Origin of the sequence: Nostoc cycadae WK-1 (assembly GCF_002897135.1) — a bacterium.
In the GTDB taxonomy this organism is placed as follows: Bacteria; Cyanobacteriota; Cyanobacteriia; order Cyanobacteriales; family Nostocaceae; genus Nostoc_B.
In genome coordinates, this window is record NZ_DF978428.1 from 157,006 (window position 1) to 179,629 (window position 22,624).

At 40.0% G+C, this 22,624-nt stretch carries 14 protein-coding genes; all 14 read left to right on the top strand.

Going from position 1 to position 22,624, the window contains the following annotated elements; translation table 11 throughout:
• Nucleotides 1-63 precede the first annotated feature (63 nt).
• The 14 genes from NCWK1_RS13390 to hypB all read left to right on the top strand — a co-directional run bounded on the left by NCWK1_RS13390 (nucleotide 64) and on the right by hypB (nucleotide 22,624).
• Nucleotides 64-2,772 (top strand): glycoside hydrolase family 10-like protein, encoded by a 2,709-nt coding sequence (locus tag NCWK1_RS13390; RefSeq protein WP_103125058.1) that lies wholly within the window; start codon nucleotides 64-66, stop codon nucleotides 2,770-2,772.
• A 218-nt stretch (nucleotides 2,773-2,990) separates the two neighbouring features.
• Nucleotides 2,991-8,084, top strand: a complete 5,094-nt coding sequence (locus NCWK1_RS13395) for a PAS domain S-box protein (RefSeq protein WP_103125059.1) — start codon at nucleotides 2,991-2,993, stop codon at nucleotides 8,082-8,084.
• Entirely contained in the window at nucleotides 8,077-9,291 is a 1,215-nt protein-coding gene (locus NCWK1_RS13400) for an EAL domain-containing response regulator (protein ID WP_096583258.1), read from the top strand. The genes NCWK1_RS13395 and NCWK1_RS13400 overlap by 8 nt, the downstream gene beginning before the upstream one ends.
• Before the next feature lie 176 nt (nucleotides 9,292-9,467).
• Nucleotides 9,468-10,628 carry a hybrid sensor histidine kinase/response regulator gene (locus tag NCWK1_RS13405; protein WP_096583256.1) on the top strand — a complete coding sequence of 387 codons (1,161 nt, stop codon included), beginning with the start codon at nucleotides 9,468-9,470 and terminating at the stop codon, nucleotides 10,626-10,628.
• A gap of 226 nt (nucleotides 10,629-10,854) precedes the next feature.
• Nucleotides 10,855-13,188: an NACHT domain-containing protein gene (locus tag NCWK1_RS13410; protein WP_103125060.1), complete on the top strand. Its 2,334-nt coding sequence runs from the start codon at nucleotides 10,855-10,857 to the stop codon at nucleotides 13,186-13,188.
• Nucleotides 13,189-13,233: 45 nt separating this feature from the next.
• Nucleotides 13,234-14,580, top strand: coding sequence for a PQQ-dependent sugar dehydrogenase (locus NCWK1_RS13415; protein ID WP_103125061.1), 1,347 nt, complete (start codon nucleotides 13,234-13,236; stop codon nucleotides 14,578-14,580).
• An 86-nt stretch (nucleotides 14,581-14,666) separates the two neighbouring features.
• The gene (locus NCWK1_RS13420) at nucleotides 14,667-15,860 is read left to right on the top strand and encodes an NHL repeat-containing protein (RefSeq protein WP_103125062.1); all 1,194 of its coding nucleotides are present in this window, start codon (nucleotides 14,667-14,669) and stop codon (nucleotides 15,858-15,860) included.
• Entirely contained in the window at nucleotides 15,850-18,288 is a 2,439-nt protein-coding gene (gene hypF / locus NCWK1_RS13425) for a carbamoyltransferase HypF (protein ID WP_103125063.1), read from the top strand. The genes NCWK1_RS13420 and hypF overlap by 11 nt, the downstream gene beginning before the upstream one ends.
• An 83-nt stretch (nucleotides 18,289-18,371) precedes the next feature.
• Nucleotides 18,372-18,617 carry a HypC/HybG/HupF family hydrogenase formation chaperone gene (locus tag NCWK1_RS13430; RefSeq protein ID WP_103125064.1) on the top strand — a complete coding sequence of 82 codons (246 nt, stop codon included), beginning with the start codon at nucleotides 18,372-18,374 and terminating at the stop codon, nucleotides 18,615-18,617.
• A 77-nt stretch (nucleotides 18,618-18,694) separates the two neighbouring features.
• Nucleotides 18,695-19,846, top strand: a complete 1,152-nt coding sequence (gene hypD, locus NCWK1_RS13435; protein WP_103125065.1) for a hydrogenase formation protein HypD — start codon at nucleotides 18,695-18,697, stop codon at nucleotides 19,844-19,846.
• Nucleotides 19,847-19,911: 65 nt separating this feature from the next.
• Complete coding sequence (locus tag NCWK1_RS13440; RefSeq protein WP_015111665.1) at nucleotides 19,912-20,127, top strand: tautomerase family protein; 216 nt, start codon at nucleotides 19,912-19,914, stop codon at nucleotides 20,125-20,127.
• Nucleotides 20,128-20,260: 133 nt separating this feature from the next.
• Entirely contained in the window at nucleotides 20,261-21,361 is a 1,101-nt protein-coding gene (gene hypE / locus NCWK1_RS13445; protein WP_103125066.1) for a hydrogenase expression/formation protein HypE, read from the top strand.
• A gap of 91 nt (nucleotides 21,362-21,452) precedes the next feature.
• Nucleotides 21,453-21,794, top strand: a complete 342-nt coding sequence (locus NCWK1_RS13450; RefSeq protein WP_103125067.1) for a hydrogenase maturation nickel metallochaperone HypA/HybF — start codon at nucleotides 21,453-21,455, stop codon at nucleotides 21,792-21,794.
• Entirely contained in the window at nucleotides 21,785-22,624 is an 840-nt protein-coding gene (hypB, locus tag NCWK1_RS13455; protein WP_103125068.1) for a hydrogenase nickel incorporation protein HypB, read from the top strand. The genes NCWK1_RS13450 and hypB overlap by 10 nt, the downstream gene beginning before the upstream one ends.

A 22,624-nucleotide genomic window follows, 5' to 3' on the forward strand; every position in this document is an offset into this window, starting at 1 on the left:
TATTGTTATGCTGAATGATAAATAATAAATACTGTCTAATAATAAAAAAAGTGGGGGTTAAAAGTGAAGAATCAGGGAACTGCAATCAAAGTCACAAAAAAAGCCAGATTCTTCATTTTTAGTTTTAACTTTTTGATTGTTAATTGTTTAAGTAATTTTAATAATTTATCAGTTAGGGCAGCTAGTGAAGAACCGGTATTAACAGTAGTTCAGAGTACAGAAAATAAGCAGCAATGGACAGGAATTACTAAGCGCTTGCAAGCTATTGGGGTGAATTATTGCGTGGTTCCCTTAGCGCAAGTCAAAAGTAGTGCAGATTGGGGCGATCGACGCGTCTTATTTTTGCCCAACATCGAGACTTTAACCCCCGCCCAAGCGATCGCCTTAGAATCATGGGTGAGTAAAGGCGGTAAAGTCATCGCTAGTGGCCCTGTTGGTAGTTTATCAGCGCCGGGAGTGCGGCAGTTATTGCGATCGCTCCTTGGCAGTTATTGGGGCTTTGGTTTAGATGAAACACAACAACTCAAACCAGCCAAAACACAGCCACCAAGATGGGCTAACCAAAGCGAACTATTTGGACAAGTTCGCGGTGGCGTAATTATTCCTGAAGGTGGAACTAGTCAAGCCACCGCAGTCTGGAATGCTCAGGATAATCCCGCCGCAGTTGTCAGTACAGAATGGTCTACCTTATTTGGCTGGCGTTGGGGAACAGATGCCGCCTCTAGTTTTGAGTTAGATAATGCTTGGTTAAAAGCTGCCCTCAATCATCATCTAACAGCGCCATCCCCAGGACAACAGAAAATCGCCGGGGCTGACTCCAACTGTGCCACCACAATTGCCACTGCTTCCCTGAATTCGCCATCTCCCTTTACTCCTATCACTCCCATCATCCCCCAAGCGCCATTAGTTCCCCGCACCCCTCGTCCATCCTCCCCAGAAGCCATTGATCAACTAGAACAAACAGTGCGGTGGAATGTAGAACCCAATTCTAATCAGCCAATTGACGAAAAAGAAGCGATCGCCCTCCAGCAAGAATTAGAAAATTTAATTAGTCGGGTAGAAAGCGCCCATTTAGCCGCCTCAGTTCATGCAGCTAATTTAAATGAAGCCATCACCAGCAACCCCCAATCGCTCAAAGAAGAAGAGACGCGCGTCGCTTCTACCAGACCCGGATTATCTATTCCTAGTAAAGAACAAGCCATTGCCCAAGCGCGGCTAGTTGCCAAAAACATTCCCCAACTCATCGCCAATAAAAACTATGCCCTAGTGCGTCAGCAATGGTTAGCCACCAGAACAAATTTGTGGAAACATTTTCCCACCAATCGCCGATTAGCCCCAGCAGAAATTCGGGCAGTTTGGTTAGATAGAGGCACAATTGTTCGGGCTGGTGGCGAAAAAAAATTAGCCGAAGTTTTTGACCGATTGGCACAGTCGGGCATTAACACTGTTTTTTTTGAAACTCTCAACGCCAGTTATCCTATTTACCCCAGTCGAGTTGCACCCCAGCAAAATCCCCTAATTCGTGGCTGGAATCCTTTAGCTGTGGCGGTGAAATTAGCCCATGAACGAGACATGGAGTTACACGCCTGGGTGTGGACTTTTGCCGCCGGGAACCAGCGCCACAACCAACTAATTAATGTTCATCCTGATTATCCAGGGCCAGTACTGGCGGCGCATCCAAATTGGGCAAACTACGACAACAAAGGTAATACCATTCCCCCTGGTCAAACCAAACCATTTTTTGATCCAGCTAACCCAGAACTGCGTCAATATCTCTTGAAGCTGTTTGCGGAAATTGTCACCGAATATCAAGTAGATGGTTTACAGCTAGATTACATTCGCTATCCCTTCCAAGATCCCTTTGCCGGGCGGACTTATGGATATGGTCAAGCGGCGAGAGTGCAATTTCAAAAGTTGACTGGTGTTGATCCATTGACTATTTCGCCCACCCAAGGGGAATTATGGCAAAAGTGGACAGAATTTCGTACCCAACAAGTAGATAGCTTTGTGGCCGAAGTCTCACAAATGATGCGGCAAAAACGTGCAGATTTAATTTTGTCCGTGGCAGTATTTCCCTTACCAGAACGAGAACGCATTCAGAAACTCCAACAACATTGGGAAGTTTGGGCTAGACGAGGGGATATAGATGTGATTGTCCCTATGACTTATGCTCAAGATACTGCACGTTTCCAACGCCTTGCCCAACCGTGGATAGCTTCTAGCCAGTTGGGTTCAACTTTGTTAGTGCCAGGAATTCGTTTACTGTCGTTACCGAATTTGGCAGCATTTGACCAATTACAGCTTATTCGGGACTTACCCGCCAGTGGTTATGCCCTGTTTGCAGCGGAGAATTTTAACAACGATTTGCTAAAAATCTTTACTAGCACTCAAGGTAAAGTGTCATCTGGGGCTGATGAACCGATTCCGCTGCGTCAACCTTTTCAAACCGCCGTGGTGCGTTATGAATTGCTAAAGCGAGAATGGCAATATGTGATCCAAAACGAGCTAGTGCAAATACCAGCAATTAAAATTACTGATTTTAACAACCAAATAGAAGTCGTAGAAAAAGCGTTAAATCAACTGGCCACTGCACCTTCTCCAGCGAAGTTACTCACAGCCAGAGCTTCTTTAACTCGATTTCAGTCGCAATTTCGCATTTGGATGCGGGAAACTGCCACAAATAACCCTTATCAAGTCAAAGTTTGGGAAAATCGCCTGGCAACCATCGAAAGATTATTACGCTATGGCGAAAGGCGATCGCAACTACGCTAAGAGATATCGGCAAAGGGTATATATTCGACTGCACCCTCTGGGTGCAGTCGAGAATAACTATTGATCATTCACCCTTAACTCTTCACACAAAATTTACATTATACTTACAGTATTTTTCATTAGGATAATATTATTAATTTACCTGCCAAATCCTTGAACATACTGGAAGAACATAAGTTGAGATAACTATTAATTGATGATAGCTATCGTGATTATCTATGTATACTAGACAACAAAATCTCTGGCTACAAAGCTTAGAGGCAGTAATTGATTTTTCGCCACTAACGGTTCAGCCGGAAGCAACAGTGTCAGAGGTAATCTCACTGATGGCAAAGTGTGGTGTCGATGTTTTGGTCGTGTCCGTTTCGCAGGTATTAGGATGGTTGACCGCACAAGATATATTCAAACTCTTAGCGTCAGGTATTGATGGCAAAACTACCAAAGTTACTGAAGTGATGCAAACTCCAGTAATTATGTTGAAAATCTCAGAATTTCAGAATATAAAGTCAGTATTATCACTGTTACGCCAGCATAAATTAAATATATTGCCAATTCTTGATGAAGCAGATCAACTAATTGGCACAGTTACTCCCACCAGTATTTGTCAAGCACTAGAGCAATCAGCGGAAAATTCCCCAAAAGAAGAGAGATTACGTTTACTAGAGTCCGCAGTAGTCAATGCTAACGACTCAATTTTAATCACCGAAGCCCACATCTCAAACGGTCAGATAGAACCGCGGATAGTTTATGCCAATCGGGCATTTACTCAGATGACTGGTTACACACTAGAGGAAGTCATCGGCCAAACACCCCGCTTCTCTCACGGCGAAAAAACTTGTCGTGCCGAAATGAAAAGACTGTTTGCGGCTGTGCAAGCTGGATTACCTATTAGAACCGAATTACTCAGCTATCGCAAAGACGGCTCAACCTACTGGGTAGATATGAACTTAGTGCCGATTAAAAATGCTCAAGAACATATCACTCACTTTGTCGCCATACACCGCAACATTACAGAGCGAAAACTGGCAGAAGCCGCCCTACAGTGGAACGAAGAATTATTCCGCCAATTGACCGAAAATCTGCCCCAAGCCTTTTATGTCTGGGATGGAAATCAACAGGAATTGCATTATGTTAGCCCAGGTTATGAAAGAATTTGGGGGAGAAGTGGCGATCGCCTGATGAAAGATGCCCAATCATATTTTGCCGCAATTTGTCCTCCCGATCGCGATCGCGTAGTAGCAGCGTTTCAAAATTTATTAACAGGTCAATCTTTCGATGAAAGATATCAAATTGTGCGCCCTGATGGTGCAATTCGCTGGATTTCTAGCAAAATCTTGCCGATCAAAAATGATCATGGACAAATTTATCGCTTCGTCGCTATAGATGTAGATGTGACTGAACGCATCCAAGCAGAAGCCGCCATGCACGAAAGCGAAAGACGATTCCGCGCAATTTTTAATGGAACATTTCAATTTTCTGGCTTACTCACCCCAGAAGGCAACTTACTAGAAGCGAACCAGACATTACTCGACTTTGGTGGACTGCAACCACAAGATGTTGTCGGTAGATTATTTTGGGAAACCCAATGGTGGATGATTTCTCCAGCAATTCAAAATCAATTAAAACAAGCAATTGCGATCGCCGCTAGGGGCGAATTTATTCGTTACGAAGTTGATATTCTCGGCGCTCACCAAACATTACGCACCATAGATTTTTCCCTCAAACCCCTCAAAGATGAAACAGGCAAAATCGTCCTACTGATTAGCGAAGGGCGAGATATCACCGAACTTAAGCAAACACAAACAGCACTCAAGCAAGCCAACCAAGAATTAGAACAGCGCGTCGCCGAGCGAACCCAAGTCCTACAGCAAACAAATCAGCAATTATTAACAGAAATTGCCCAACGCCAAATCGTCGAAGAGCAACTGCGGCAATCCCAAATTATGTTGCAATTAGTCATGGATACCATTCCTCAAGGTATTCTCTGGAAAGATTGCAATTCTGTAGTTTTGGGTTGTAATCGTAATTTTGCCAAATTAGTTGGTGTCGAAAAGCCAGAAGATATTATTGGGAAAACAGGTCATGAGTTCCTATCACATAAGTCAGAAGCAGACTTTCACCAAGAGTGTGATGCGAGAGTCATCGAGACAAATCAACCTGAACATCATCTGATTGCACCTCTGCGGCTAATCAATGGTAAACAAAGTTGGTTAGAAATTAGTAAAATCCCATTACATGATGTTGCAGGTAATGTAGTAGGTCTCCTGGGTACAGTTGCAGATATTACCGAACGCCAACAAGTACAGGCAGATTTAGAAAAAAGTGAAGAACGTTTTCGCTTCTTAGTTGAATCCATTCCCCAACAAGTATGGATAGGGGAGGCAAATGGTAACATCCAATACATTAACCAAAAAACTCTTGACTATCATGGCTGCGCTCCAGAGCAGGTTTTTGGTTGGGCATGGCAGCAATGGCTACATCCAGATGATTTACCCCAATGTTTAGCAGTGTGGGAAGCAGCTTTAGCTACAGGTCAACCGTTTGAAGGTGAGTTACGCTTACTCAGAGGTATTGATCACACCTATCGCTGGCATTTAGTCCGGGCAATCCCTTGGCGTGATCAAGCCGGGGAAATCCACACTTGGTTCGGTACAAATACAGACATTCATGATCGCGTCACAGCCGAACTGGCCTTGAAACATAGCGAACAGCGCTTCCGTAACTTAGTTGAATCTAGCTACGATTTAATCTGGGAAGTTGATCAAAACTGTGCTTATACTTACGTTAGTCCGAAAATCCGCGACATTTTAGGTTACGAACCAGAAGCAGCTTTAGGCAAAACACCGCTTGATTTCATGCCACCAGAATTACATGAAACCCTAGCGCCCGGTTTTGCAGCAATTTTGGCAGTACCCCAACCATTTCAGTGCTTAGAAAACATCCAAGTCCATCAAGACGGACATTTAGTCTTGTTGGAAACCAGTGGAGTGCCAATATTTGATCAAGACGGCAAATTTACTGGTTATCGTGGCACAAATCGAGATATTACCGAACGCAAACAAGCAGAGACGGCATTAAAAGAAACTCAACAGCAACTACAGGCAATTTTAGATCACTCCGCAGCGGCGATTTATGTAGTTGATACAGACAATAGATTTCTCTTAATTAACCGTTATGTTGCTCAACTACTCAACATAACCCAAGAGCAAATCATCGGTAAAAGCATTTACGAGCTATGGACGCAAGAGATTGCTGATAAGTTTGCGGTGAATAACCATCAGGTAATTACTCATGGGGTGCCAATCAAAGTTGAAGAAGTTGTACCTCTTGAGGACAAGTTACACACCTACTTTTCTGTCAAGTTTCCCTTAAAAGATGCCCAAGGCGTAACGTACGCTGTCTGCGGTCTGTCTACCGATATTACCGATCGCAAAATGGCAGAAGAATCTTTAACTCGCTTTCATAAAGCGATTGAAAGTACTAGTGATGCTATTTGCATGACAGATGGAACCGGTAAAGTGACTTATGTTAATTCTGGGTTTACTGAGATATATGGATACAGTTTAGAAGAATATCTGGCAGCTGGAGGAGCAGTTAGTATCTTCAAGTATCAGGCAGAGCTAAACACAGTATTAGCCACAGTTGAAAATGGTGACTCATGGCGTGGTGAAGTGACAATGCAAGCTCGCAATGGGCGGCTATTACAAGTTTATTTACGTGCTAACGCTATGAAAGATGCTACTGGTAGAATTATAGGGTTAGTTGCCATCCATACTGATATTACACCCAGAAAACAGGCAGAAGAAGGTTTAAGACTACGCGATCGCGCGATCGCCGCCAGCAGTAATGGCATTATCATTGCCGATGCCAGCATTCCCAACGGCCCAATTATTTATGTAAATCCAGCCTTTGAACACATGACAGGCTATAGTGCAGCCGAAGTTATCGGCACCAGCTTTCGGTTATTCCAACGCGCAGACATTGAACAATCTGGTTTACAAGAACTGAATGCAGCAATGCAAGCAGGCAGAGACTGTACTGTAACTCTGCGAAACTATCGGAAAAATGGCAGCCTATGGTGGAATGAACTGAATATTTCTCCTGTATATGATACTGAAGGCATACTCACTCATTACATCGGCATTCAAACCGATATTACTGAGCGTAAACAAACAGAAACTGCTTTACTCGTCAGTCAACAGCGATTGCAATACTTACTTTCTTCCAGTCCAGCAGTTATCTATACAAGTAAAGTTGGCGAAGACTTTGGCACTACCTTTGTTAGTAACAACATTAGCACTATCACTGGTTACCAACCACAAGATTTCACAGAGGATAGCAGCTTTTGGGCCCATCATATCCACCCAGAAGATGTACTTAATGTTTTTGCCGAACTCAGCCAAATATTGCAGCAAGAATATTACACTTTAGAATACCGCTTTCTCCACAAAAACGGAACTTACCGCTGGGTATCTGACCAAGGTAAACTAGTCCGAGATGATACTGGCAACCCAGTGGAAATGGTAGGTTACTTAGCAGATATCACACAGCGTAAGCAATTAGAACAAGAACTCAGAATAGCTCTAGAGAAAGAAAAAGAACTGAATGAACTAAAATCTCGGTTTGTTTCCATGACTTCTCATGAATTTCGCACACCGCTGAGTACGATTCTTTCTTCTTCAGAATTGCTGGAACATTATCGTTACAAATGGACAGAAGAAAAACAAATTACCCACCTGCATCGAATTCAAGCAGCAGTAAAGCGGATAAACGAGATGTTGAATGATGTTTTAGTCATTGGTAAAGCAGAAGCAGGAAAACTTGAATATCGACCCACTGCTTTTGATTTGGTTGCCTACTGTACTCACATCATCGAAGAAGCGCAACTAAATCAAAATAATCGCTGCTGCATTTATTTTAGTAGTCAATATTCATCCATATCATGCTGTATGGATGAAAAATTGCTTGGGCATATTCTCCATAATTTACTCTCGAATGCAATTAAATATTCTCCTGAAGGAAGTACTGTTAAATTAACCCTTGCTTGTGAACATGGACAAGCAATATTAGAAATTCAAGACCGAGGTATTGGTATTCCGCCAGAAGACTTACCACATTTGTTTGAGTCTTTTCATCGTGCTAAAAATGTGGGAAATATACTAGGAACTGGATTAGGACTGGCAATTGTAAAAAAGTGTATAGATATACACCAAGGGATAATTACTGTCACCAGTTCATTAGGAGTTGGCACTACCTTTACCGTAACTCTGCCATTAAATAGCGCAATGCAAATCGAGGGAAATGATGATTAAAATTCTAGTAATTGAAGACGAAGAATCTGTGCGGGAAAACCTTTTAGATTTGTTAGAGGCAGAGGATTTTGAGACCATTGCTGCTGCTAATGGTAGAACAGGTGTAGATTTAGCATTTGCAGAGTCTCCAGACTTAATTCTATGCGACATGATGATGCCAGAAGTTGATGGATATGGAGTTTTGACAGCATTACGACAAGACCCATTAACAGCCACAATTCCATTTATTTTTCTCACAGCCAAATCAGCTAAATCTGATTTTCGGCAAGGGATGGATATGGGTGCAGACGACTATCTAACTAAGCCATTTACACGAGCGGAATTATTAGGTGCAATTATGAACCGCTTAGAAAGGCAGGCTACTTTAAAAAAGTATTTATCTAGTCCGACAATAGTAGCTAAAACTGTATCACCCAAAATTCAGTTATTAGAAATGAATTTGCAACGGGTAGTTCAACAAAAAAAATTTCAAGAATTTGAAATTTATTATCAACCAATAGTTGATATCGCTTCTGGTCAAATCATTGCGGCTGAAAGTTTATTACGTTGGCAAAGTCCAGAATTAGGTTTAGTTACTCCCACAGAATTCATACCTATTGCTGAATCTACAGGTTTAATTGTACCTATTGATCAATGGGTATTACAAAATGTTTGCCAACAAATTAAAATTTGGCATGATGTGGGAATTGCTTATTTAACCATGACTGTAAACTTATCAGTGATGGAATTTTATCAGCCAGATTTACTCAACAAAATTAATGATTTCTTAAAAAGAAATAAACTCGAACCACAATATTTAGAAATAGAACTAACTGAAAGTATGATTATGCAAGATATCAATAGTGCGATCGCCACTATGAATAAATTAAAATCTTTAGGTTTAAAAATCGCTATTGATGATTTTGGCACAGGTTATTCCTCGCTCATTTATCTCAAAAATTTACCAATTAATACTTTAAAAATTGACCGTTATTTTATTCATAACGTAGCTGTTGATCATCAGAAATCTGCTATTACTAAAGCTTTAATTGAAATGGCGCATAACCTAAATATGCGAGTAGTAGCTGAAGGAGTAGAAACAGAAGAAGAATTACATTTTTTGCGTGAATATCAATGTGATTCTATGCAAGGATTTTTATTCAGTCGTCCATTACCAGCAGCAGAATTTGAAAACTTTTTGTGGAGTAATAGACATTTATATATATAAATTTATGCAAATTTTATAATCGACATTTTTACTACATAAAAATTTTGTATTTATCAGAGAAAGATAAATATATAATTCTATTGTTAAATTAAGATTTGCTGATACAAATCTTATTCATAAAATCTTGTTACGAGATATTTTTAAAATTTTATATTTACTGAACTTTAATCAAGTATATGAATAAAATCTTAGTGATTGAAGATGATTTAAATGTACGCCAAAACCTGATAGATTTACTTTATGCTGAAAATTTTAATGTCATCACTGCCGAAAATGGTTACTTTGGTTTGCAGTTAGCGCAAACAGAAATTCCTGACTTGATAATTTGTGATGTGATGATGCCAGAATTAGATGGTTATGAAGTCCTCAAAGAGTTACGTCAAAACCCTAAAACTGCAATTATTCCCTTCATTTTTTTAACCGCTAAATCAGAAAAAAATGACTTTCGCAGAGGTATGGATTTAGGTGCGGATGATTATATTGTCAAACCTTTTTCTCGGTCAGAATTATTAGCAGCAATTACCTGTCGTTTAGAAAAGCAAACGGTAATTTATCAACAAACTCAAGAAAAACTAGATAAATTGCGTACTAGCATTACGCTGTCATTACCTCACGAATTACGCACACCGCTAAATGGCATTTTAGGTTTCTCTCAAATTCTCATGGAAGAAAGTGCATTGCTAGATGCAGAATCTATCAAAGAAATGGCAGAATTTATCCATCAATCAAGTCAGCGTTTATTTCATTTAATTCAAAAGTTTTTACTATATGCAGAACTCGAAATTATTGCCACAGATCCGCAGCGTGTCCAAGAAATTCAAAACCAATCAACGGAATTTCCCACACCAGACCTAACTAATTTGATGATAGAAAAAGCAAAAAATGCTGATAGAGAAGATGATATCCAAATAGATTTATCACCATGCAATGTCAAGATTGCTGCTAAAAAAATTACGAAAATAGCTGAAGAATTACTAGATAATGCTTTAAAATTCTCTCCCAGCGGTACGCCGATTAAAATTACAGCTAGGGCTACCAATAATACTTTTAGTTTATCTTTTTGCGATCGCGGTCGAGGTATGAGCCGAGAGCAAATTGCCGAGTTAGGTGCTTATCGGCAATTTGAGCGCAAACTCCATGAACAACAAGGCTCAGGATTAGGCTTAATTATCGCTAAAAAATTAGTAGAATTACACGACGGCACTCTCAAAATTGAAAGTAAGCCCCAAGACAAAACTGTTGTGACTGTGACACTTCCCTGTAGCACTCAAGAAGCATCACCAGATCATTACTCAGTACTGGCTGAACGCCCCGCTACCGCTAACAGCACTCAGTAACTCAAACATAACTCAGCACTTAAATAAAAGCTTGGGCATTGTTCAATAAGCGTTAGCTTCTTTGGACAATGCCTTCAGCTAGTTGGGTATGTAGATTTGGCTGACTCGAATACTATTATGTCTAGCCGATGTATGAATTGATGTTGGGGTTTTTGTCAAAGTTAGCGTATAACTTGTATAAGTTGTATACAAATAAGCAATTTTATACAAAGTTGGGTAGCAGAGTATGGCAAAGCGATCGCTCCAAGCATCGACTGAAGGTATCAGAAAAGCAAAACAAGCCTTTAAACGTAAAGGCTGGACACAAGAATATTTAGCAGCTGAGGTCGGCTTAGAGACTCGCCAAGCCATTTGGAAGTTTTTTACTGGAAAGCGCATAGACCGCCATGTGTTCAACGATATTTGCTTTGCGCTGGAACTCGACATCTCCGAAATTGCCCAACCGTTGAGTGCGGATGAATCAGGTTTCTTAGATATCCCGGCGAATCTGTCTCTAGAGATTGAGACATTAGTAAAAAAACTACGGTCTCTCTATCAAGAAAATATTCAAGCCCAGTGCGGTACTGTGCAAATTTTAGATGTTGCTCAACCAATACAATTCAAAGATATTTATGTTGATGTAGAGATATTAGAAGAAATTAACAGTCGCAGATGGCTAGAAATTAAAAAATTTCCCCAGGTATGGATGAAAGAAAATAACTGCTTGGGTGTAGCTGACTGGCCTCAAAGTAGAGGTTCGGGAATGGAAGCAGTTAAAAAATATACCAAGTTGATGGTACTAGGTAAGCCAGGTTCGGGTAAAACTACATTTTTGCAAGCGATCGCTAATAATTGTAATCTAGGTCTGTTTCAGCCTGATTATTTACCCATTTTTGTCCGGTTGAAAGACTTTGCTGAAGATCTTCGCGGACGTACTCAAATTAGTCTATCTAACTATCTATATGAATCTTTTATCAATCTTGGCATTCATGAACAAGAACTAACTACCGTCTTTGCTCATGGGCGAGCCTTAATTTTATTAGATGGCTTAGATGAAGTAGTTGAGCAAGATAGCGATAAAATCATTCATAAAATTCGTCAGTTTACCGAAAAATTTTACAAAAATAAAATAATTATTACTTGTAGATTGGGCATACAAAATTATAAATTTCACGGCTTTACAGAAGTAGAAATTGCAAATTTTCGTAAACCGCAAATCGCTAATTTTGCAGAAAAATGGTTTTGCTCAGTTGCTAAACATCCACCAGGAGTAGCGCAAGACCTAGCAAGTCGGTTTGTCCAGAAGCTCGAATTAATAGAAAATTTGCAATTTTTAGATTTAGCAGCCACACCAATTTTACTAAATTTTATTTGCTTAATTTATCAGTTTAACGAAGATTTACCTGTTAATCGGGCTGAATTTTATAAACAAGTATTGGATTTACTACTAATACGTTGGGACGAAGCCAAAGGCATTCAAAGAGATGAGTTTTATCCTAATTTCTCGTTGATACACAAAATAAAATTGCTGAGTCATATAGCGGCAATTACCTTTCCCAAAAGCAGTTACTTTCAGCCTGAATCTCATCTCTGTCAACTGATTACCGATTATTTAGTTCACAATTTTAATACCTCAAATGATACCACGGCTTTGCAACTAGAAAGTGCATATTTGTTGCAAGCAATTGAAATTCAACATGGGTTATTAGTTCAAAGAGCGCGAGGAATTTATTCTTTTTCGCATATTAGTTTACAACAATATCTTACCGCTAGAGAAATAGTTGCTAACATCAATACGCAGAACATAGCAGAATTGATGAATCACCTGAATGAAAAGTATTGGTGGGAAGTTTTCTTACTCATTGCAACTATGTTAAAACCTGCCGATGAATTATTCAAGGCAATGAAGGAAAAAATTGATAATTTATCTGTGAAAAATGCTAAACTACACAACTTTTTGACTTGGTTAACTCAAAAAGCTGCCGTAGTAAATACATCTTATCATGCAGCTAGTGTGCGGGCTTTTTATTTTACCATTGCTATACCTTCAGAATATGCTTTAGCCTGTAGTCAAGAATTAGCAATACTTTTAGATCATCATCTGGCTGGTAATCTGGCAGGAGATTTGGCATTAGACTTAGCTTTAATTCATGGATTAACTGTCAGCTTAGGCATAAATTCTGAGATTTTTTTAGCCAGATTTTCAGCTTTGAGTTTAGCCCTTGACCTTAAGCATTTATTAGCAACTCAACCAGATTTACAAAAATCATTGCAAGAAATCAAAAATCAGCTACCTTCTCCCAGCCAAGGTGGAGATTTTTTAAAAAGTTGGTGGCAAGAAAATGGCAAAAATTGGACAGAAGCATTAAGAGATTGGATGATTACTACTCGACAGATAGGTCATAATTGGCGGTTCAATCAAAAAGATTTACATGATATACAGCAGTACTGGGATGCGAACAAATTACTTTTAGATTGTTTACAGAGTCCTACTGACGTTTCTCCTAATTTACGGAATTATCTCGAAAAAAGTTTGTTTTTACCTAAAGAAATCCAACTTGAGACAGGCGACGAAAATTAAATTTTCAGTCTATCTTACAAAAGTTATGTATAATTTCACACTGCTATGAAATTCTCTGGGCATTTCTTGTGGTTGGCTTTGTTATTGATAACAGCAGGTTGTAACCAAATTCGTGACTTTTCAGATAATGCCATAACTCAAGACTCTACACCTGCGCCCTTATTAGTAGAGAATTCTACACAGTCTCAAAATATTATCCCTACTGAACCACTTTCGCCCCAACCTATTCGCATCAACTTACAAAAATTACCAGCACCTTTCGCTACCGAAAGTGCATCGAAGCGCCCAGAAGTAGTATCAATTCCGCAAAATCCGGTATTACGAGTACCGCCAGGATTTCGGGTAAATATCTTTGCTGAAGGTCTGAAAGCACCACGTTGGTTGGCTTTAACTTCTAGTGGTGATGTGCTGGTAACAGAAACGAGAGAAAACCGCATTCGCCTATTGCGAGACAGTAATGGCGATGGTGTGGCTGATGTGAGTCAAACTTTTGCTAATGCAGACAACGGCTTAAATATTCCCTTTGGAATGACGTTCGCAGGGAATTATTTCTTTTTGGGTAATACTGATGCAGTTTTACGGTTTTCCTACAGCAAAGGTCAAAAGCAATTATCGGGGACTGGGGAAAAAATTGCGGATCTTCCTGGTGGTGGTTATAACCAACATTGGACAAGGAATGTGGTGGCTGCACCAGATGGCAAAAAATTATATGTTTCTGTTGGTTCTCGTTCTAATGCAGATGAGGAAGCTTTACCAAGGGCTTCAGTACAAGTAATGAATTTGGACGGTTCCGAACAGCAGATATTCGCCTATGGTTTGCGAAATCCGGTGGGTTTGGATTTTCATCCAGTGACTAAAGAGTTATATACGACTGTGAATGAACGGGATGGTATTGGTGATGATTTGGTTCCTGATTATTTCACCCGCATTCAGCAGGGGGAATTTTATGGCTGGCCTTATGCTTACCTCACGCCAAATAACCTTGATCCTCGTCAAACAGCGAATGGCAAAAGTAAACGCCCAGATTTGGTAGCCCGGACTCGGACACCTGATGTTTTATTTCAAGCTCATTCAGCGGCGCTGGGTGTGCAATTTTACGATGGTAAGAGTTTTCCGGCAAAATACAAAAATGGTGCTTTTGTGGCGTTTCGGGGTTCTTGGAATCGCGATCGCGGCACTGGTTATAAAGTTGTATTTGTCCCTTTTGATACCAAAGGACGACCACAAGATAATTACGAAGATTTTCTCACAGGATTTTTGTTAAATCCTAATACCCCAACTACTTGGGGGCGACCTGTTGGTTTATTAGTATTACCTGATGGTAGTTTACTAGTAACAGAAGAAGCTAATAACCGGATTTATCGTATTCAATATACAGGAAATCAAAAATAGACAGATTGTTTCTGAAAATGCAACCGCTGATACATGCCGATGTACGCCGATGATTTTAAATAACAGTTAGTATTCTTTGGCGGTTGATGTCTATTTCTCACAGTAGTAATTCTGTAGCAAGTTTATCTAATTTACCTTTATCACCCAATGGTGCTGAGGTAATTTTAGGTACTACTCTTGAACCGCAACAATTAGCGATACCCATAGCACCTAGTCCGATAACAATGTTTGGCCCGCGTGGTGCTTGTTTAGTATCAGAAACCGGGCCATTATGGGTGTCAGATACGGGACATCATCGCTTATTAGGATGGCGCAATTTACCCACAAAAGATAATCAACCTGCGGACTGGGTAATTGGACAAGCAGACTTTGACCATGAAGGACAAAATGCTAAAGGTACGCCAGGAAGAACAACTGTTAGCGTCCCGACTGGGATGTGTGTTTGTGGCACAGGTTTAGCCGTAGCTGATGCTTGGAATCATCGAGTTTTGATTTGGAAAAATTTACCAGAAGATAGCAATGTTCCGGCAGATTTAGTGTTAGGACAAGCTAATTTTGTTGACAATGAACCAAATCGAGGCACTCAGCAAGCAGATGCAAATACAATGCACTGGCCTTATGGTGTTTTCTATCATCAAGGAATGCTATTTATTGCCGATACAGGTAATAGAAGGCTGTTAATTTGGCAGGAGTTTCCCACAGAAAATGGTCAGCCTGCTGATTTAGTTCTGGGACAACCAGATATGATTTCTCGTAATGAAAATGGCGGTGCTTCGGCAACGGCGGCGAGTATGCGTTGGTGTCACGACATTGCTATTTGGGATAATAATTTGGTTGTTGCTGATGCGGGTAATCATCGAGTGATGATTTGGCAGGGTATACCAACAGAAAATAATGCCCCTTGTGCAGTAGTATTAGGGCAAAAAAGCTTTGATTTTGTGGAGATGAATCAAGGAATTTATTTGCCGAGTGCGAGTAGTTTAAGTATGCCTTATGGAGTGGCGACAACCGAGGAATGGTTGCTAGTTGCGGATACGGCTAATTCGCGGTTGCTAGGATGGAAGCAGCCAGAATCAATATTATCATTGCAAGGTGCGATCGCGGATGGATTAGCTGGACAAAACAGCGTTGCAAGCAAAAGTGAAAACCGTAATTATGGACTCCCGACGCGAGATAGTGTGAATTGGCCTTATGGAGTCAAAATTTGTGGCAAAACAGCGGTAATTGCTGATTCTGGAAATAACCGAATTTTGCTGTGGCGGTTTAACTATGGCGAGTGAAGAAATCAGAGTTAAGGGTACTGTTCAAGGAGTTGGGTTTCGTCCGACTGTTTATCGTCTGGCTAAAGCTTGCGGTTTGCGGGGAGATGTTTGTAATGACGGACAAGGTGTATTAATTCGCGCCTCTGCAAGTGAGGAAGCAATAGCAGAGTTTGTTGCTAGGTTACAACAAGAATGTCCACCTTTGGCAAGAATTCAAGAATTAATCAGAACCTCTTGCACACAAGAGTATAACTTTGATGATTTTGTCATCTCCCAGAGTATCAGCAACAAAATCAAAACCGAAATCACTCCAGATGCGGCGACTTGTTCTGAATGTCAAAAAGAAATCTTTGACCCTTTTAGTCGGTTTTATCGTTACCCTTTTACTAACTGTACTCATTGCGGCCCCCGTCTGAGTATTATTCGCGCCATTCCTTATGACAGATGCAATACCAGTATGTCTGCGTTTGTCATGTGTCCCGAATGTGCAAAGGAATACCACTATGTCGAAAACCGCAGATTTCACGCCCAACCTACAGCTTGCCATACTTGCGGCCCCTCTGCTTGGCTAGAACGTGCTGATGGTAAACCTGTGACTGCTTCTATGTTCTCGATGATGGATGATGTGGATGCAGTTTGTACATTGTTGCAAAAGGGTGAGATTGTAGCAATTAAGGGGATAGGTGGATTTCATTTAGCTTGTGATGCGACAAACGAAACGGCTGTACAAAAATTGCGTCAGAGGAAGAGGCGTTATGATAAGCCTTTTGGTTTGATGGCGCGAGACTTGGCTGTAATTGAGGAGTTTTGTATAGTCAGTGGGAAAGAGAAGGAGTTATTAGTTAGTGCTGCTGCGCCAGTTGTTTTGTTGCGGAGGAAAGAAGAAACGAACCGCCAAGTACACGAAGGAAAAGAGAAAAGAAGAGTTTTAGAGGATTTTAGCGTAAGTTCTGTAGATAATAAGAATACGCAGCAATATTGTATAGCAGAATCTGTTGCACCTGGGCAAAATACTCTCGGATTCATGTTACCTTATACGCCTTTGCATCATTTAATTTTGCGGCGGATGAATCGACCAATTGTATTAACAAGTGGGAATATTTCAGATGAACCGCAGTGTATTGATAATGATGAGGCGCGAGAAAAGTTAGGCAAAATTGCTGATTATTTTATTTTACATAATCGAGATATTGTTAACCGTGTAGATGATTCAGTCGTGCGGGTTGTTGGTGAAAAAATCCAAATAGTTCGTCGTGCTAGAGGATATGCACCAGCACCGATTAATTTACCAGCAGGATTTGATAAAGTAACGCCAATTTTAGCAATGGGTAGTGAGTTAAAAAATACCTTTTGCTTGTTACGTGATGGAGAGGCTATTTTATCGCAACATTTAGGTGATTTAGAAAATGCTGCGGCGTTTAATGCCTATCAAGATACGCTGAATTTATACTTGAATTTATTTGAGCATAAACCAGAAGCGATCGCTATCGATAAACATCCAGAATATCTCTCTAGCAAACTCGGCAAAGAACTCGCCTCTGCAAATCAAATTCCCCTGCATCAAATTCAACATCATCACGCCCACATCGCCGCTTGCATGGCAGAAAATGGTATTCCTTTAAATACATCACCAGTGTTAGGTATTGCTTTTGATGGGTTAGGTTATGGTGAAGATGGTACACTTTGGGGCGGCGAATTTCTCTTAGCTGATTACTGTAAACTTCAGCGACTAGCAACATTTAAACCAGTTGCAATGATTGGTGGTGAACAAGCAATTTATCAACCTTGGCGTAATACCTACGCTCACTTAATATCAGCCAATCTTTGGGATAAATGCCAACAAAGATATACTGATTTAGAAATATTAAAATTTCTCCAGAGAAAGCCATTAAATTTACTCAATCAACTTATAGAAAAAGGCATTAACTCACCGCCAGCCTCATCAGTAGGAAGATTATTTGATGCTGTAGCCGCCGCTATTGGTATTTGTCCTGAAGAATGTAGCTATGAAGGACAAGCTGCGATCGCCTTAGAAAACCTAGTTGATGTGAACATCTTAAACAATAATGAAGAAAAGCTAATTTATCCTTTAAATTTTAGCTTTTCCGATAATATTTATTGTATAGACTCCGCACCAATGTGGTCAGCTTTACTCAGTGATTTGCAGCAACAAATTCCTCAATCAGTGATAGCTGCTAAATTTCACAAGAGTTTAGCTAATGCCGTAGTCAATATGGTTAAGCTTCTGTGTCAAGAATATCAAATTTCTCAAGTAGTTCTCACAGGAGGAGTATTTCAAAATACTATCTTATTTCAGTTGGTTACTCAACAGTTACAAGAATTAAAAATTAACGTACTAACTCATAGCTTAGTGCCTACTAACGATGGCGGTTTATCTTTAGGACAAGCTATTATTACAGCCGCCAAATTAATTACAAATTATTAACTCTATTTCTCTGAGTACTCTGTGCCTCTGTGGTACCCTGCGGGAAGCCGCTACCGCGTCTACGTTATAAAAGGAAAATAAAAATGTGCTTAGGAATTCCCGGACAAATTGTCGAAATCACTGATATTCAAAAAAAATTAGCCATTGTTAACGTTGCTGGTGTCAAACGTCAAGTTAACATTGCTTGCATCGTTGATGAACAACATCCTCCCGAAGCTTGTTTGGGAGATTGGGTATTAGTTCATGTTGGTTTTGCAATGAATAGAATTAATGAGGAAGAAGCGGCGGAGACATTAAAGTTATTAGAGGAAATTGCGGCGATGAGTTAATTTTTTAAACGCAGAGGGGCGCGAAGGTAAACGCAAAGTTACGCTGAGTTTATACAGTAAAATTAACCCTAGATTTTATGAAATACGTTGATGAATTTCGGGAACCAGAAAAAGCCGAAGCTTTACGCAAAGAGATTGAAAAAATTAGCCAGCAGCTAGATAAACATATCAAAATTATGGAAGTATGCGGCGGGCATACCCATTCTATTTTTAAATACGGTATTGAAGAAATATTGCCAAATAATATTGAACTCATACACGGGCCTGGTTGTCCAGTCTGTGTAATGCCAAGAGGGAGATTAGATGATGCGATCGCACTCTCCCAACATCCTAACGTTATCTTGGCGACATTTGGCGATACCATGCGCGTTCCCGGTTCCAAAGACAGCCTGTTGCAAGCCAAAGCCAAAGGCGCAGATATCCGTATGGTGTACTCGCCCTTAGATAGCTTGCAAATAGCTAAAAATAACCCCGACAAAGAAGTAGTCTTCTTCGCCCTCGGCTTTGAAACCACAGTTCCCAGCACTGCTTTTACCATCCTCCAAGCAGACGCAGAAAACATACGCAATTTTAGTATGTTCTGCAACCATGTCCTCGTCATTCCCGCCCTTAAAGCCCTACTAGATAACCCTGACTTACAACTAGATGGATTTGTTGGGCCGGGTCATGTCAGTATGGTAATCGGTACTGACCCCTATCAATTTATTGCCCAACAATATCATAAGCCAATTGTTGTTTCTGGCTTTGAACCATTAGATATTCTCCAATCAATTTGGATGCTATTAAAGCAGCTAGTAGAAAATCGTTGTGAAGTCGAAAACCAATATAACCGACTCGTCGAAAAAGCTGGGAATCAAATAGCAATTAAAGCCATGAACGAAGTTTTTGAAGTGCGCGAAACTTTTGAATGGCGTGGTTTAGGTGAACTACCATATTCAGGTTTAAAAATTCGTCCTGAATATAGCCAATTTGATGCTGAAGTAAAATTTACCATACCTAATCAAAAAGTCGCAGATCATAAAGCTTGTAAATGTGGCGAAATCCTCAAAGGAGTTTTGAAACCTTGGGAGTGTAAAGTATTTGGTACAGCTTGCACACCAGAAACACCGATAGGTACTTGCATGGTTTCTTCGGAAGGTGCTTGTGCAGCTTATTACAAATACGGACGCTTTTCTAATTTTAACCAGAAAAAGTTATCTGAAAAACAAACAGCAACCCTAACTTCATAACCTAAGATTAAAGTAAGCAATCCGAACGCTACAAGACAACAATTTTAGGATTGGAGTAGAAAATTATGCCTTTTGTTACAGTTAAAATTGCCCGTGGTCACTCCATAGAAAAGAAACGGCATCTAGTAGAAGCGATTACTAATGCCCTAGTCACATCTTTAGATACTAAACCAGAGTGGATAACCATTCACATTGATGAATTTGAACGTGAAAATTGGGCTGTTAATGGTATCTTACACTGCGATCGCCATCGCGGTAGACATGATGAAACAGGCAGATAAAACTAGTTAAAAGGCAGGAGGCAGGAGGCAGAAGATATTTATAGTTATTAAATAAAAGCATCTCTGTCACCTATCACCTGTCACCTGTTACCTACTATACATTTCTATCATAAATTATTTTAATCAATTCTCTATGGATTTAACATCAAACCAATTACAAAATCCTCTATTTCAAAAAATTGAACAAGTTCGTCGTCGCCAACCTAAAATTCGAGACACTCACATAACTTTGGCACATGGTAGTGGCGGTAAAGCCATGCGTGATTTAATTGATGATATCTTTGTTCGGAGTTTTGATAATCCTATACTTTCTCAATTAGAAGACCAAGCAAGCATCAATTTAGCTAATCTTCTACAACAGGGAGATAGACTCGCATTTACCACAGATTCTTATGTTGTAGACCCTTTATTTTTCCCTGGTAGTGATATTGGAGAATTAGCAATTAACGGCACAATTAATGATTTAGCTGTTAGCGGTGCAAAACCTTTATATCTCACCTGTAGCGTCATTTTAGAAGAAGGATTACCTGTAGAAACTCTACGCCGTGTAGTCGCAAGTATGCAAGCCGCAGCTAAAAATGCAGGTGTGCAAATTGTCACAGGCGACACAAAAGTAGTGCATCGTGGTGCTGCTGATAAATTATTTATTAACACTGCTGGTATTGGTATCATTCCCACAGGCGTAAATATTTCTGCTCATAATATTCAACCGGGAGATGCCATTATTATTAACGGTGAACTAGGTAATCATGGTACTGCAATTTTAATCGCCCGTGGTGAATTAGCCTTAGAAACAGATATTAAAAGTGATTGTCAACCCTTACATACTTTAGTAGAAACCATCATCAATGTTTGCCCCGAAATTCATGCAATGCGGGATGCAACACGCGGCGGTTTAGCTACAGTATTAAATGAATTTGCCATGACATCTAATGTAGGCATTCGCATTCATGAAAAATCTATTCCTATTAGAGAAGAAGTCAAAGGTGTTTGCGAAATTTTAGGTTTAGACCCCTTATACTTAGCCAACGAAGGTAAATTAGTCGTAGTAGTAAAACAAGATAAAGCCGACCAAGTTTTATCAGCAATGAAAACTCATCCTGCTGCTAAAGATGCTTGTATAGTTGGCGAAGTTATCGCCTCCCCTCCCGGCGTTGTCTTCCTCAAAACAGCCTTTGGTGCTGAACGAATTGTAGATATGTTAGTAGGCGACCAACTACCACGCATTTGTTAAATAGTTTGCATTTATCTTTGCGCCTCTGCGCCTACTCTTCGAGAAGCCGCTACCGCGTCTATGCGCGAGATAAAACTTATTTCTGATTTATATGCACGAACTAGGAATAACCCAAAATATAGTAGCCATCGTCACCGAACACGCCAAAGGCATGAAAGTGCAAAAAGTAGTCTTAGAAATTGGCAAACTTTCAGCCATTATGCCTGAGGCTATCAAATTTTGTTTTGATATTTGCTCTAAAGGCACACTTTTAGAAAATTCCATATTAGTGATTATCGAAATCCCAGGATTAGCAAAATGCCGCCAATGCGGTGCTGAAATTGCTATCGATAAACCATTTGGCATTTGCACTTGCGGTAGTGTGCAACTTGATTTAATAACTGGTGAAGAACTCAAAATTAAAGAAATAGAGATAGAGGAAATATGTGTGTAACTTGCGGCTGTTCTGATGATGCTGAGGGAAAAATTACAAATCTCGAAACAGGTGAAGTTAATCACCATCATGACCATCATACCCACACTCATACTTTATCTGATGGGACTGTAATTACCCATTCCCATCATGATGAAGCATCACAAATTCATGCCAAAATTCACGGCACAACCATATCTTTAGAACAAGATATTTTAGCAAAAAATAACTTATTAGCAGCCCAAAACCGAGGATGGTTTAAAGGTCGGAATATTCTCGCATTAAATTTAATGAGTTCTCCGGGTGCAGGGAAAACAACATTATTAACTCGTACTATTAATGATTTAAAACAGCAATTACAAATTAGTGTAATTGAAGGCGACCAAGAAACAACTAACGATGCTCAAAAAATCAAAGAAACAGGCTGTAAAGTTGTGCAAATTAACACAGGTACAGGCTGTCATTTAGATGCGTCGATGATAGAAAGAGGTTTACAACAACTCAACCCACCACTAAACTCTGTGGTTATGATTGAGAATGTAGGTAATTTGGTTTGTCCAGCTTTATTTGATTTGGGAGAACAGGCAAAGGTTGTAATTTTGTCTGTCACAGAGGGAGAAGATAAGCCGATAAAATATCCTCATATGTTCCGCGCAAGTGAGATGATGATTCTCACTAAGATTGATTTATTGCCTTATGTGCAGTTTGATGTAGAACGTTGTATTAAATATGCTAAACAAGTGAATCCTCACATTCAGGTTTTTCAAGTGTCGGCGATGACGGGTGAGGGTTTGGATGGTTGGTATAAGTGGCTGACGGAAAAGGTGGGGAGTTTGTCTATACCAGTTTAA

Bases quoted from the DNA above. Each gene is read 5' to 3' on its own strand.
- NCWK1_RS13395 (WP_103125059.1), top strand. From the start codon at position 2,991: ATGTATACTAGACAACAAAATCTCTGGCTACAAAGCTTAGAGGCAGTA.
- NCWK1_RS13400 (WP_096583258.1), top strand. From the start codon at position 8,077: ATGATTAAAATTCTAGTAATTGAAGACGAAGAATCTGTGCGGGAAAAC.
- NCWK1_RS13405 (WP_096583256.1), top strand. From the start codon at position 9,468: ATGAATAAAATCTTAGTGATTGAAGATGATTTAAATGTACGCCAAAAC.
- NCWK1_RS13410 (WP_103125060.1), top strand. From the start codon at position 10,855: ATGGCAAAGCGATCGCTCCAAGCATCGACTGAAGGTATCAGAAAAGCA.
- NCWK1_RS13415 (WP_103125061.1), top strand. From the start codon at position 13,234: ATGAAATTCTCTGGGCATTTCTTGTGGTTGGCTTTGTTATTGATAACA.
- NCWK1_RS13420 (WP_103125062.1), top strand. From the start codon at position 14,667: ATGTCTATTTCTCACAGTAGTAATTCTGTAGCAAGTTTATCTAATTTA.
- hypF (WP_103125063.1), top strand. From the start codon at position 15,850: ATGGCGAGTGAAGAAATCAGAGTTAAGGGTACTGTTCAAGGAGTTGGG.
- NCWK1_RS13430 (WP_103125064.1), top strand. From the start codon at position 18,372: ATGTGCTTAGGAATTCCCGGACAAATTGTCGAAATCACTGATATTCAA.
- hypD (WP_103125065.1), top strand. From the start codon at position 18,695: ATGAAATACGTTGATGAATTTCGGGAACCAGAAAAAGCCGAAGCTTTA.
- NCWK1_RS13440 (WP_015111665.1), top strand. From the start codon at position 19,912: ATGCCTTTTGTTACAGTTAAAATTGCCCGTGGTCACTCCATAGAAAAG.
- hypE (WP_103125066.1), top strand. From the start codon at position 20,261: ATGGATTTAACATCAAACCAATTACAAAATCCTCTATTTCAAAAAATT.
- NCWK1_RS13450 (WP_103125067.1), top strand. From the start codon at position 21,453: ATGCACGAACTAGGAATAACCCAAAATATAGTAGCCATCGTCACCGAA.
- hypB (WP_103125068.1), top strand. From the start codon at position 21,785: ATGTGTGTAACTTGCGGCTGTTCTGATGATGCTGAGGGAAAAATTACA.